Source organism: Streptomyces sp. NA04227, assembly GCF_013364195.1.
GTDB lineage: Bacteria > Actinomycetota > Actinomycetes > Streptomycetales > Streptomycetaceae > Streptomyces.
Map to the genome: position 1 here is coordinate 1612504 of NZ_CP054918.1, position 12777 is coordinate 1625280.

11 protein-coding genes are annotated in these 12777 nt (G+C 71.7%); 6 read left to right on the forward strand and 5 right to left on the reverse strand.

The window, feature by feature from the left end; translation table 11 throughout:
• Positions 1-56: 56 nt before the first annotated feature.
• On the forward strand, positions 57-248 hold the full coding sequence (locus HUT18_RS06615) for a type II toxin-antitoxin system Phd/YefM family antitoxin (protein WP_176098664.1): 192 nt from the start codon (positions 57-59) through the stop codon (positions 246-248).
• Positions 249-416: 168 nt separating this feature from the next.
• Entirely contained in the window at positions 417-965 is a 549-nt protein-coding gene (locus tag HUT18_RS06620; protein ID WP_176098666.1) for a pyridoxamine 5'-phosphate oxidase family protein, read from the forward strand.
• A gap of 257 nt (positions 966-1222) precedes the next feature.
• On the opposite strand, the gene glnA is transcribed toward HUT18_RS06620, so the two are convergent.
• A complete protein-coding gene (glnA, locus tag HUT18_RS06625; RefSeq protein WP_176098668.1) occupies positions 1223-2584 on the reverse strand; it encodes a type I glutamate--ammonia ligase in 1362 nt (453 codons plus the stop codon).
• Between the two features lie 261 nt (positions 2585-2845).
• Between glnA and HUT18_RS06630 the strand changes: the two genes are divergently transcribed.
• Positions 2846-3523, forward strand: a complete 678-nt coding sequence (locus tag HUT18_RS06630) for a DUF3105 domain-containing protein (protein ID WP_176098670.1) — start codon at positions 2846-2848, stop codon at positions 3521-3523.
• Positions 3520-4143 (forward strand): DUF305 domain-containing protein, encoded by a 624-nt coding sequence (locus HUT18_RS06635; protein WP_176098671.1) that lies wholly within the window; start codon positions 3520-3522, stop codon positions 4141-4143. Before HUT18_RS06630 ends, HUT18_RS06635 begins: the two co-directional genes overlap by 4 nt.
• Positions 4144-4184: 41 nt before the next feature.
• Here HUT18_RS06635 and HUT18_RS06640 read toward each other — a convergent pair whose 3' ends face one another.
• Positions 4185-5177, reverse strand: a complete 993-nt coding sequence (locus HUT18_RS06640; protein ID WP_368661506.1) for a hydroxyacid dehydrogenase — start codon at positions 5175-5177, stop codon at positions 4185-4187.
• A 301-nt stretch (positions 5178-5478) separates the two neighbouring features.
• On the opposite strand from HUT18_RS06640, the gene HUT18_RS06645 reads away from it, so the two are divergent.
• The gene (locus tag HUT18_RS06645) at positions 5479-7233 is read left to right on the forward strand and encodes an NAD+ synthase (protein WP_176098673.1); all 1755 of its coding nucleotides are present in this window, start codon (positions 5479-5481) and stop codon (positions 7231-7233) included.
• Positions 7234-7286: 53 nt separating this feature from the next.
• Here the strand turns inward: HUT18_RS06645 and HUT18_RS06650 are convergent, their stop codons facing one another.
• The 3 genes from HUT18_RS06650 to HUT18_RS06660 all read right to left on the reverse strand — a co-directional run bounded on the left by HUT18_RS06650 (position 7287) and on the right by HUT18_RS06660 (position 11471).
• Entirely contained in the window at positions 7287-8513 is a 1227-nt protein-coding gene (locus HUT18_RS06650) for an MFS transporter (RefSeq protein WP_176098675.1), read from the reverse strand.
• Positions 8514-8915: 402 nt separating this feature from the next.
• Positions 8916-10133, reverse strand: a complete 1218-nt coding sequence (locus tag HUT18_RS06655) for a S8 family peptidase (protein WP_176098677.1) — start codon at positions 10131-10133, stop codon at positions 8916-8918.
• A gap of 312 nt (positions 10134-10445) precedes the next feature.
• The gene (locus tag HUT18_RS06660) at positions 10446-11471 is read right to left on the reverse strand and encodes an endonuclease/exonuclease/phosphatase family protein (RefSeq protein ID WP_176098679.1); all 1026 of its coding nucleotides are present in this window, start codon (positions 11469-11471) and stop codon (positions 10446-10448) included.
• A 408-nt stretch (positions 11472-11879) separates the two neighbouring features.
• On the opposite strand from HUT18_RS06660, the gene panB reads away from it, so the two are divergent.
• A complete protein-coding gene (gene panB / locus HUT18_RS06665; protein ID WP_176098680.1) occupies positions 11880-12752 on the forward strand; it encodes a 3-methyl-2-oxobutanoate hydroxymethyltransferase in 873 nt (290 codons plus the stop codon).
• The last annotated feature ends 25 nt before the right edge of the window (positions 12753-12777 follow it).

A 12777-nucleotide genomic window follows, 5' to 3' on the forward strand; every position in this document is an offset into this window, starting at 1 on the left:
ATTCCTGCCAGGCACCTGTACGGGCTTGCGAACAGAAGACGCATACCCTCGCGGGCATGAGAGTTCCCGAAGTCGTCACCGTGAGCGATGCCCGGTCCCGGCTTTCACACCTGCTCTCCGAACTGGCCGAGGCCGGGGAGAAGGCCGAGCCGGTACTGATCGGCGCACATCGCAGGGCTCAGGGCGTACTGCTGTCCGTAGCGGCCTACGAGAACCTTGCCCGCGCGGCCCGGCGCCCGGTCCGCTAGAGCTTCGCCGGATACAGCTCGAACGCCGGGGCGGTCCATCCCGATCTCGGTTCGGCCCGAAGGAGGCCGCCCCCGAAACCGCAGCGCCGCCGATGACTTTCCCGCCCGCGCGCGGTCAGCCCTGTACAGGCATCCTGACGTTCAAGGGCCCCGGAAGAGGGAGCGACGATGTCCGAGAACCGACCCGAGACCCCGCCACAGACCCGGCTCGACGCCCGGTACAGCAGCCCCTCGGCGGCGCCCGGTGACTGGGCCCGCGCCCGCGAGGAGCTGACCCGTGCCGAGTTGTTCTGGCTCGCGACCGTACGCCCCGACGGGCGGCCCCATGTCACCCCGCTGATCGCCGTCTGGCACGAGGGAGCGCTGCACTTCACCACCGGGGCCGACGAACGCAAGGCACGCAACCTCGCCGCCAACCCGGAGGTGGTGATGACCACCGGCACCAACACCTGGGCCGAGGGCCACGACCTCGTCGTCGAGGGCCGGGCGGTCCGCGTACTCGAACCGGCGCGGCTGCGGGAACTGGCCCGTGCCTGGGAGAGCAAGTACGGCCCGGACTGGCACTTCGAGGTGCACGAGGCGGGCGCGGAGTCCGGGTTCCGCGCTCAGCACGGCACTTCGTACGTCTTCGCCGTCGAGCCGAGGACGGCCTTCGGCTTCGCCAAGGGCGAGCCGTTCGGGCAGACGCGGTGGCGGTTCCCGGACGGGGGCCGGTGACGGATACCGGCGGGTGACGGATCCCCACGGGTGACGGGCACGATGCGGGTGACGAACGCGGGCAGAGTGACGGCCACGGGCTCGGCCCAAGTTCCGTATGGGCGCGGCGAGTTCCACACCCGGAGCCCGGCCGAACTCAGCGTGCCCCGCCACTTCCCGGTTCGTCTCGGCCTCAGGGGCAAATGGCGGCGGGGCCCACGACCCGTGAGCCCCGCCCGCGCGGACGACGTGCGCCCGCCCCGCTTACAGCCCGCCGCTCACAACACCGGCAAACTCTTCCGCAACTCGAACGCCGTCACCTCGGACCGGTACTCCTCCCACTCCTGCTTCTTGTTGCGCAGGAAGAAGTCGAAGACGTGCTCGCCGAGGGTTTCGGCGACCAGTTCGCTGCGTTCCATCAGGGCGATGGCCTCGCCGAGGTTCTGCGGGAGGGGTTCGATGCCCATGGCGCGGCGTTCGGCGTCGGACAGGGCCCATACGTCGTCGTCGGCGCCGGGGCCGAGTTCGTAGCCCTCCTCGATGCCCTTGAGGCCCGAGGCGAGCAGGACCGCGTAGGAGAGGTAGGGGTTGGCGCCGGAGTCCAGGGAGCGGACCTCGATGCGGGCCGAGCCGGTCTTGCCGGGCTTGTACATCGGGACGCGGATGAGGGCCGAGCGGTTGTTGTGGCCCCAGCAGATGTACGAGGGGGCCTCGCCGCCGGCGCCTGCGGTGCGCTCGGAGCCGCCCCAGATGCGCTTGTAGGAGTTGACCCACTGGTTGGTGACCGCGGAGGTCTCGGCCGCGTGGCGGAGCAGGCCCGCGATGAAGGAGCGGCCGACCTTGGAGAGCTGGTACTCGGAGCCGGACTCGTAGAAGGCGTTGCGGTCGCCCTCGAAGAGGGAGAGGTGGGTGTGCATGCCGGAGCCGGGGTGCTCGGAGAACGGTTTCGGCATGAACGTCGCGTGCACGCCCTGCTCCAGGGCCACCTGCTTCATCACCAGCCGGAACGTCATGATGTTGTCGGCGGTGGACAGGGCGTCGGCGTAGCGCAGGTCGATCTCCTGCTGGCCGGGGGCGCCCTCGTGGTGGGAGAACTCGACCGAGATGCCCATCGACTCCAGCATGGTGATCGCCTGGCGGCGGAAGTCCATGCCGATGTTCTGCGGGGTGTGGTCGAAGTAGCCGGAGTTGTCCGCGGGGGTGGGGCGGCTGCCGTCCAGCGGGCGGTCCTTGAGCAGGAAGAACTCGATCTCGGGATGGGTGTAGAAGGTGAACCCGAGGTCGGAGGTCTTGGCCAGGGCCCGCTTGAGCACATAGCGCGGGTCGGCGAAGGAGGGCGAGCCGTCCGGCATGAGGATGTCGCAGAACATCCGGGCGGTGCCGGGGGCCTCGGCCCGCCACGGCAGCACCTGGAAGGTCGACGGGTCCGGCTTGGCGATCATGTCGGACTCGTAGACCCGGGCGAAGCCCTCGATCGCGGAGCCGTCGAAGCCGATGCCCTCGTCGAAGGCCTGCTCCAGTTCGGCCGGGGCCACGGCGACGGACTTGAGGAAGCCCAGTACGTCGGTGAACCACAGGCGTACGAAGCGGATGTCGCGCTCCTCGAGGGTGCGGAGCACGAATTCCTGCTGTTTGTCCACGACACGCTTCCTTCCCAGGTCACTGCGTACATGCCCATGCCCAATCTACGGTCCTGAGCACATCCGGGGCACCTCAGCATGACGCCCCTCTGTTTCCAGGACATCACGGGGCCGGGTGCCGGGCCGGGCCCCACGCCCCGGGGCGGCACCGGCCCGGCTGTCGCCTTCGATCCCCACGGATTTCCGGGACGGGCTGGCGGGGTACTCCCCCTTTCGCATTACGATCAGCCCACCTGCCCCCTCCGCCCCGAAGGACTCACCATGGGTTCCGCCCGCAACAGCAACAACACCCGCAAGGCACGGATAGAGGAGATGCGCCGCGCGGAGCAGGCACGCGAGCGCCGCAACCGTGCCCTCACCATCTCGGGTGTCGCCGTGATAGTCGCCGCGATGGTCGGCGGCGGCTACCTCCTGGTCGCGAACGCCGACGGCGACGACAAGGACGACAAGGGCGGCCCGGCCAAGGTGGAGGAGGCCGTGGCCTCCACCTTCGACAAGGACGCCGGTGTGACCTCCTGGGACGCCAAGAAGCTCAAGCGGGACCACGTCACCGGATCGGTGAAGTACGCGATGACCCCGCCGGTGGGCGGCAGGCACCACCAGCAGTGGCTCAACTGCAACGGCGACGTCTACGACGAGGCCGTCCCCAACGAGAACGCGGTGCACGCCCTCGAGCACGGCGCCGTCTGGGTGACGTACACCAGCAAGGCGCCGAAGGCCGACCTGGAGAAGCTCGAGGCGAAGGTCAAGAAGACCCCGTACTCGCTGATGAGCCCGGTCGAGAACCAGAAGGACCCGATCATGCTGAGCGCCTGGGGCAAGCAGCGCACGGTCAAGGGCGCCGCCGACCCGGGCGTCAACAAGTTCTTCGCCGACTTCGTGCAGGGCCCGCAGACGCCCGAGCCGGGTGCGCCCTGCACCGGGGGCCTCGACAAGTGAGGCGTGCGGGACTGATCGTGGCGGGCGCCGCCGCCGTGCTGCTCGCCGGGGCGGGCGGTTTCGGGGTGGCGCTCGCGAGCGGCTCCGAGGACGACCCCGTGCCGGGCGCGGAGTCGGCCGAGGCGGGCTTCGCCCGTGACATGGCCATCCACCACCAGCAGGCGGTCGAGATGTCGTACCTGGTGCGGGAGCGCACCGACGACGAGGACATACGGCGACTCGCGTACGACATCGCCCAGACCCAGGCCAATCAGCGCGGCATGATGCTGGGCTGGCTGGACCTGTGGGAGCTGCCGAAGGTCTCCGAGAAGGAGCCGATGGCCTGGATGGACATGGGCGGCATGACCTCCGGCGAGGACGGCGCGCTGATGCCGGGCATGGCGACCGACAAGCAGATGGCCGAACTGGAGAAGGCCAACGGCAAGCAGGCCGAGATCCTCTTCCTCCAGCTGATGACCGAGCACCACAAGGGTGGTGTGCACATGGCCGAGGGCTGTGTGGAGCGGTGCGAGGTGGACGTCGAGAACCGGCTCGCGCAGGGCATGGTCGAGTCCCAGCAGTCGGAGATCAGCCTCATGGTGGGGATGCTGAAGGAGCGGGGCGCGAAGCCGCTGGGCTAGGCCGTCCGCGAACTGCCGCCATGGCGGCGGCGGTTGCCGCCTCAGGCCAGTCGGGCGAGGTCCTCGTGGCGTACCGCGCCGTGCAGGGGCAGGCCCGCGAGGAAGCGCTCGACCTCGGCCGCCGCGAAGGCGCCGAGACGGCGGGCCTCGTTGCCCTGGGCGCCCGCGATGTGCGGGGTGATCTGCACGTTGGGCAACGCCAGGAGCGGATGTCCGGGCGGCAGTGGCTCGGGGTCGGTGACGTCGAGGTAGGCGTCCAGGCGGCCGGTGGCGCACTCCCGGGTCAGCGCCTCGGTGTCGACGATGCTGCCGCGTGCCGTGTTCACGACGACGCCGCCGTCCGGGATGAGCGCGAGCATCCCGGCGTCCAACAGGCCGCGCGTCTCGGGCAGTTCGGGGGCGTGGACGCTGACGACCGTGCTGCGGCGGCAGAGTTCGGGCAGCGGGACCAGCTCCACGCCCAGCGAGGCCGCCTCCTCCAGGCGCAGGTACGGGTCGGCGAGCAGGACGCGGTATCCGGCCTCGGCGCGGCGCAGTCCGGCCAGTACCCGGCGGCCGACGCGGGAGGCACCGATGACGCCCACCGTGCAGCCGTCCGTACCGGTGCGGGCGGCGAAGCCGGGCGGGCCCTCGGCATAGCGGGCGGCGGTGCGCAGGGCGCCCTTGGCGGCGAAGGTGATCGCGGCGAGGGTGAAGTCGGCGACCGGCCCGGCGTTGGCCGCCGCGGCCGAGGAGACCACGATCCCCCGCTGCCAGACCTCCTCGGTGACCAGTTCCTTCACCGATCCGGCGGCGTGCACCACGGCCGCGAGCCGGGGCGCCCCGGCGAGCACACGGGCGGTGAGCGGCGGGCAGCCCCAGCCGGTGAGCAGGATCCCGGTCTTTGCGAGAACGGACGGCGCGGGCAGGGCGCCGGACCCGTCGGGCGGTACGAGGGTGACGGCGCTGGCGAGACGGCGGCGCAGGTCCTCGGGGAGCACCCGTTCGGCAGCCTCGGGGTCCATCGCCATCGCGACACAGGGCCGGTCCGTCACGCGCGCCTCTCTTCTTTCCGGGTACGTGCCCTCGGCCCAGGGCGAGGCGGCCCGGCCGCGGAGAGCGAAAACCCCATGGTAAACGGTTTCTGCCGGGCGTCTCCGCGTGTTCGCCCACCACCTCGGATCACCACCGCGGATCACCACCTCGCACGCACACCCGCCGCCGCCCCCCGCTCCCGTACCGATGCATCGGCGTACCGACGGACCCCGCTCCCGCTCCCGTCCGCCCCGCGTGAAGCAGGCCACAGCGCCCGCCCTCGGACGACATTGTGTCGCTCTGACGATTACACTGGCTGGCGTGCCTCAACTACGTCTCGCCCTGAATCAGATCGACTCCTCCGTCGGCGACCTCGTACGGAACAGTGAGTCGATCCTCCGCTGGACCCGGCACTGCGCCGAGCAGGGAGCGCACCTGGTCGCGTTCCCCGAAATGGCGCTCACCGGCTACCCGGTCGAGGACCTGGCCCTGCGTCACTCCTTCGTGGAGGCCTCGCGCGCGGCACTGCACGAGCTGGCGGCGCGGCTGGCCGAGGAGGGCCTCGGCCACCTGCCGGTGCTCGTCGGCTACCTCGACCGGTCCGAGTCGGCGCAGCCCAAGTACGGTCAGCCCGCGGGCGCCCCGCAGAACGCGGCGGCCGTCCTGCACGAGGGCCGGGTCGCGCTCACCTTCGCCAAGCACCACCTGCCCAACTACGGCGTCTTCGACGAGTTCCGCTACTTCGTGCCCGGCGACACCCTGCCCGTCGTGCGGGTGCACGGCGTCGACGTCGCGCTCGCCATCTGCGAGGACCTGTGGCAGGACGGCGGCCGGGTGCCCGCCGCGCGCAGCGCCGGGGCCGGTCTGCTGGTGTCGATCAACGCCTCGCCGTACGAGCGCGACAAGGACGACACCCGGCTCGACCTGGTCCGCAAGCGCGCCCAGGAGGCGGGCTGCACCACGGCCTACCTCGCCATGATCGGCGGCCAGGACGAGCTGGTCTTCGACGGCGACTCGATCGTGGTCGGCGCGGACGGCGAAGTCGTCGCCCGCGCCCCGCAGTTCGCCGAGGGCTGTGTCGTACTCGATCTGGACCTGCCCGCGGCGAGCGCCGAACCGGTGACCGGCGTGGTGGACGACGGGCTGCGCATCGAGCGCCTGGTCCTGTCCGAGGAGCCGCTCGCGCCGTACGAGGCGGAGCTGAGCGGCGGGTACGCGGACCGGCTCGACGACGACGAGGAGATCTACTCGGCGCTCGTGGTGGGCCTGCGCGCGTACGCCGCCAAGAACGGCTTCCGCTCGGTGCTCATCGGACTGTCCGGCGGCATTGACTCGGCGCTGACGGCGGCGATCGCCTGCGACGCGCTGGGCGCACAGCACGTGTACGGCGTCTCGATGCCCTCGAAGTACTCCTCGCAGCACTCCAGGGACGACGCCGCCGAGCTGGCCACCCGCACCGGCCTGAACTTCCGCACCGTGCCCATCGAGCCGATGTTCGACGCCTACATGGACGCGGCGGGCCTGACCGGGCTCGCCGAGGAGAACCTCCAGGCGCGGCTGCGCGGCACGCTGCTCATGGCGCTGTCCAACCAGGAGGGCCACATCGTCCTGGCACCGGGCAACAAGTCCGAGCTGGCGGTGGGCTATTCGACCCTCTACGGCGACTCGGCCGGGGCGTACGCGCCGATCAAGGACCTCTACAAGACGGGCGTCTTCCGGCTCGCCACCTGGCGCAACCGGGCCGCCGCCGAACGCGGCCAGACCCCGCCCATCCCGGAGAACTCGATCAGCAAGCCGCCGAGCGCCGAGCTGCGCCCGGACCAGGTCGACACAGACTCGCTGCCCGACTACCCGGTCCTCGACGCGATCCTCGACCGGTACGTGGACCACGACCAGGGCGCCGACGAGATCGTGGCCGCGGGCTTCGAACCCGAACTCGTCACGCGCATCCTGCGGATGGTGGACTCCGCCGAGTACAAGCGCCGCCAGTACCCGCCGGGCACCAAGATCTCGGCGAAGGGCTTCGGCAAGGACCGCCGGATGCCGATCACCAACGGATGGCGCGAGCAGGGCTGAGCCGTCTCACCGCTGCCCGCCGTCGAGGGAGGCGGCGGGCGGCGGTGCGGACGTCACTTCCCGACGCGCTGCCCGCGCGCCCGCGCCTTCGACATGGCGACAAGTCGACCGCCCAGCGGGGTGCCCGTACCGCCGCCTCGGCCCTCGGCCAGGTGGGCGGCGGTGGCGACGCCCAGGCCGAGCAGCGCGAAGCCCGCGCCCACGACCGCGGGTGAGGTACGGCCGAGTCCGGCGGCCAGGGCCAGGCCGCCCGCCCAGGCGCCGCCCGCGTTGGCCAGGTTGAACGCCGCCTGGTTGGCCGAGGAGGCGAGCGAGGGCGCCGCCTGCGCCTTCTCCATGACCATGAGCTGGAGCGGCGAGCTGGTGGTGAAGGCGACCGCGCCGAGCAGCGTCACCGCGAGCGCCGCGCTCCACTGCGTCCGCATGAGGAGCGGGAAGGCGGCGAGGACCGCGGCGAGCGCGAGCAGTCCGCCGAAGAGGGTGGGCCGCATGGCGCGGTCGGCGAGCCGCCCGCCGAGCAGGTTGCCCACCGTCGCGCCGACCCCGAACAGGGCGAGCAGCACGGTCACCGTGGAGTCGGCGAAACCGGCGGTGCCGGTGAGCATCGGCGTGATGTAGCTGTAGGCGGCGAACAGCGCGGCGAAGCCCGCGACCGTGGTGCCGAGCGCCAGCCAGACCGGCAGCGACCCCAGGGCGGCGAGTTCGTGGCGCAGTCCGGTGGACCGGGTACGGGCGTGGTCGTGCGGGATGAGCAGCAGCAGTGCGGCGATCGCGGCGAGGCCGATGGCGGCGACGGCCAGGAAGGTGGCACGCCAGCCGAAGTGCTGTCCCATGAGCGTGGCCAGCGGAACCCCGACCACATTGGCCACGGTCAGTCCCAGGAACATCAGCGAGACCGCGCGGGCCCGGCGCTCGACGGGCACCAGGCCGACCGCGACCACCGCCCCGACCCCGAAGAAGGCCCCGTGCGGCAGTCCGCTCAGGAACCGGGCGGCGAGCAGCCACCCGCTGCCGGGCGCGAGCGCCGACAGCGCGTTCCCCGCGACGAACAGCACCATGAGTCCGACCAGCACCTGCCGCCGGGTGAACCGGGTGGTCACGCCGGCGAGCAGCGGGGCGCCGACCACCACGCCGAGCGCGTAGGCGGAGACGAGATGCCCCGCGGCCGGGATCGAGATGCCGAGGTCGTCCGCGACATCGGGCAGCAGGCCCATCATCACGAACTCGGTGGTACCGATGCCGAAGGCGCCGACGGCCAGAGCGAGCAGGGCCAAGGGCATGGGTACGGAACCTTTCGGGGGGACGGTACGTATGGGGACGGTACGTATGGGGGGTGCGGGTGGGCGCTTCGTGCTCTGTGGGCGGGCCGCGCCTGTGGGGCGTGACTGCGGGCCCTGGCTGCGGGCCCTAACTGCGGGCGCGGCGGACCGTGGAAGGCCTGCGTCCCGCTACCGCCGGAAGTATGTCAACGTTGACATGCGACGCCGAGCCGAAGCGCCTGCGGCGACAATGGTCGCCCGCCGCCCGACCTCGACGCAAATCGCCTGGTACCGGTGGCGACGGCGCCCGACCGAGGGACTCACCCCGACCGAGGCGCCGCCGCTCACGCCCGCCCGGGGCGAAGGCCGTACAGGGGCCCGACCCGCTCCCCTGCCCGGCTACTCGGCTACTCGGCTACTCGGCTACTCGACGACCTTCAGCAAGCGATTCGGCGTTCCCGCCCCCGGATTCGACACCGCTCCCTCCGTGGCGCCCGCGCTCAGCGCCTCGGCGACCTGGGCCGGGGTGGCCTCGGGGTGGCCGGAGAGGTAGAGGGCGGCGGCGCCCACGACGTGCGGGGTGGCCATCGACGTACCGGAGAGGGTGGCGGTGGCGTCGTCGTCGGTGTTCCAGGTGGAGACGATCGACTCGCCGGGGGCGAAAAGGTCCACCGAGGGGCCGAAGTTGGAGGAGGAGCGGCGGGCGTCGGTCTTGGTGGAGGAGGCCACGGTGAGGGCTTCCGGGACGCGGGCGGGCGAGAAGCGGCTCGCGTCGGAGTTCGAGTTGCCCGCGGCGACTCCGTAGGTGACACCGGCGGCTGTCGACTTCCGTACCGCGGCGTCCAGTGCCTCGTTGGCGCCGCCGCCGAGGCTCATGCTCGCGACCGAGGGCCCCTGGTGGTGGGCGGTGACCCAGTCGATGCCCGCCACGACCTGCTCGGTGGTGCCGGAGCCGTTGTCGTCGAGGACCCGTACCGCGACGATCTTCGTCTTCTTCGCGACACCGTGCAGCGTGCCCGCGAGGGTGCCCGCGACATGGGTGCCGTGGCCGTTTCCGTCGTCGGCGCCGGTGTCGCCGTCGATGGCGTCGTACCCGTGGGAGGCGCGCCCGCCGAAGTCGTGGTGACTGATCCGGACCCCGGTGTCCAGGACGTAGGCGGTGACGCCCTCGCCCCCGGAGTCCGGGTACGCGTACTTCTTGTCGAGCTGCGGCGCGCTCTGGTCGATCCGGTCCAGGCCCCAGGAGGGCGGGTTCTTCTGGACGGTGGTGACGTGGAGGTTCTGGTTCCGGACGACCGTCTCCACGGCCGGGTCGGCGGCGAGGCGGTGGGCCTCGGACTCGCTCAGGTTCCCGGCGGAGAAGCCGTTGACGGCGGAGTCGTAGCCGCGCCGGAAGGTACCGCCGTACCGCTCGGCCAGGTCCTTGCCGGTGGCCGCGGCGCGGGTGCGCTCACCGCCCTTGAGCAGGACGACGTAGCTGTCCCCGGAGACCGCCCCGGCCGCGGCCGGGTGCGCGCCGTCGGCGGGGGACGCGGTGGCGCCCGTGGCGGGCAGCGCGAGAAGTGCTCCGGCCGCGAGGACCGTCGCGAGGGAGACCGCCAGGGCCGAACGTCGCCCGGCGGGGCGTGAGTTCAGGAACATCGGTGAAGTCCTTAGGTGGTGTTGGGGGGTTGGGAGCAGAACGGGTCAACTCGCCCCAGACACCACCCCGTTCACGCTCCGCGTGCAACGGCACATTGCTGTACGGCGGGTGAGTGCGCAAGAGGGCCCCGCGGTGGGGGACTTCGGCGGGCGCAGCGGGGCGCCCGTCCTGAGCGGGCCCAGCCCGCTCCCTCACTCCGCTGCCGCTCGGCGACCCCTCGTCGAAGCGACCCTCGTCGCTCGGTGGGCACTCGCCGCTCGGCGACCCGCCTTCGCTCGGCGATCACCCGTCGCGCGGCGACCCCGCCCCGCTCAGCGATCCAGTTCGATCCCCGCCGCCACCGGCAAATGATCGCTCCCGGTCTCCGGCAGCGTCCAGGACGCCGCCGGCGCGACCCCCTTGACCATGATCTGGTCGATCCGTGCCATCGGGAACGAGGCGGGCCAGCTGAAGCCGAAGCCGTCACCCGCGGCGCCCTGGGTGGAGCGCATCTGGGCGGTGACCGCGCGCAGGGCGCGGTCGTTCATGGTGCCGTTGAGGTCGCCGAGCAGGACGGTGCGCCGCTCGGGCTCGGCTCCGATGGCCCGGCCGAGGGCGTCCGCGCTGCGGTCGCGCTGGCTGGCCGTGAAGCCGCTGTCCAACTTGACGCGTACGGAGGGCAGATGGGCGACATAGACGGCGAGCGGGCCCTTGGGGGTGTTCACCACGGTGCGCATGGCGCGGGTCCAGCCGAGTTTGATGTCGACCGCCTCGGTGCCGGTGAGCGGGTACTTGCTCCACAGGCCGACGGTGCCCTTGACGGCGTGGTGGCGGTAGGTGGCGGCGAGTTCCTTCTCGTACACCGGGCGGGCGGCCTCGGTGAGTTCCTCCAGGGCCAGCACGTCCGCGCCGGAGTCGGCGAGCGAGCGGGCGGTGCCGCGCGGGTCGGAGTTGTCGGCGTTGACGTTGTGGGTGACCAGGGTGAGGTCGCTGTGCGCGCCCGACTTCGCGAGGAGCAGCCCGCCGAAGAGGTTGCACCACACCAGGACCGGGATCAGCACCGCGATCAGCGCGGAGACCGAGCGGCGCAGCACGGCGAGCAGCAGCAGTACCAGGACCGGCACGCCCAGCCAGGGCAGGAAGGTCTCGATCAACGAGCCCAGGTTTCCCACCTCGTTGGGGATCCGGGCGTGCAACACCATGACCAGGGCGAGGAACACGGCGATCGAGGCGAGGACCAGGCCGCGGCGCCAGATGCCCGGCGGCCGCCAGTCGCCCACCAGGCGTCGGAACCGGCTGCGGTCGCGCTCCGACTGCGAGCCGCTGTCGTCGGTCTCCGTCATGTACGCCTGCGCCATCTGATCGCCTCACCGCCTGCCGTGCACACCGTTCTCGCCTGGAAGACCCTAGGCGATGACCGGAGTTTGCCCTGCCGCCCGGGGGCGGCTGTACAGGGCTGAGGACGAGCCGGGGGCGGCCGCGAGTTCCGGCCAGGGCACGGGCGGCACCCGCTTGTGACAGAACCGGCACACCGGGGCACGCTCCGCGCCCCGGATCACACGCGGTCACGGCACGCCGTGCCCCGTCCCCGCACCGGAATCAACCCATCCGTAATCGGACGAACCCGCTCGGTGAACGGCCCCCCGGGGACGTGACGCGTACCGCTCCCGGTGAGGTCTGGTCCTGTCAGGCATCCGGTGCCACCATGGGAAGCGGTCCGGGGACGCCGTAAGGGCGCCTCGAGATGACATGAAGGAGCCGTTGCGATGACGCAGTTTTCGGCTGCCCAGAAGCCGGGTACGGCGGCGGGGAACACCCCCACGCTGTACGGAGGCAAGGGCACACGACGCCTCACGGTCCGCGACCTCGCCGCCGCCAAGGAGCGCGGCGAGAAGTGGCCCATGCTCACCGCCTACGACGCGATGACCGCGTCCGTACTCGACGAGGCCGGGATTCCGGTACTGCTCGTCGGTGACTCGGCGGGCAATGTCCACCTGGGGTACGAGACCACCGTGCCCGTCACCCTCGACGAGATGGCCGTGCTGTCCGCCGCCGTCGTACGGGGCAGCAAGCGCGCGCTCGTGGTCGCGGACCTGCCGTTCGGCAGCTACCAGGAGGGCCCGGTACAGGCCCTGCGCTCGGCCACCCGCCTCGTCAAGGAGTGCGGGGTCGGCGCGGTGAAGCTGGAGGGCGGCAAGCGCTCCCTCCCGCAGATCGAGCTGCTCGTGGAGTCGGGCATCCCGGTCATGGCGCACCTGGGCCTGACCCCGCAGTCCGTGAACACCATGGGCTACCGCGTCCAGGGCCGTGGCGCGGAGGCCGCGCACCGGCTCCTCACCGACGCCAAGGCCGCCCAGGACGCGGGTGCCTTCGCGCTGGTCCTCGAACTCGTACCGGCCGAACTGGCCGCCGAGGTCACCCGCAGCCTGCACATCCCCACCGTCGGTATCGGCGCGGGTGTGAACTGCGACGCCCAGGTCCTGGTCACCACCGACATGCTCGGGCTGACCGGCGGGAAGATGCCGCGCTTCGTGAAGCAGTACGCGGACCTGCGCACGACCATCGGCGACGCGGCGAAGGCCTACGCGGACGAGGTCGTCTCGGCGGCCTTCCCGGCCTCCGAGCACGAAGTGCACTGACGTCCCCTACCAACTGACGTCCCGT

Bases quoted from the DNA above. Each gene is read 5' to 3' on its own strand.
- HUT18_RS06615 (WP_176098664.1), top strand. From the start codon at position 57: ATGAGAGTTCCCGAAGTCGTCACCGTGAGCGATGCCCGGTCCCGGCTT.
- HUT18_RS06620 (WP_176098666.1), top strand. From the start codon at position 417: ATGTCCGAGAACCGACCCGAGACCCCGCCACAGACCCGGCTCGACGCC.
- HUT18_RS06630 (WP_176098670.1), top strand. From the start codon at position 2,846: ATGGGTTCCGCCCGCAACAGCAACAACACCCGCAAGGCACGGATAGAG.
- HUT18_RS06650 (WP_176098675.1), bottom strand. From the start codon at position 8,513: ATGCCCTTGGCCCTGCTCGCTCTGGCCGTCGGCGCCTTCGGCATCGGT.
- HUT18_RS06655 (WP_176098677.1), bottom strand. From the start codon at position 10,133: ATGTTCCTGAACTCACGCCCCGCCGGGCGACGTTCGGCCCTGGCGGTC.
- HUT18_RS06660 (WP_176098679.1), bottom strand. From the start codon at position 11,471: ATGGCGCAGGCGTACATGACGGAGACCGACGACAGCGGCTCGCAGTCG.
- panB (WP_176098680.1), top strand. From the start codon at position 11,880: ATGACGCAGTTTTCGGCTGCCCAGAAGCCGGGTACGGCGGCGGGGAAC.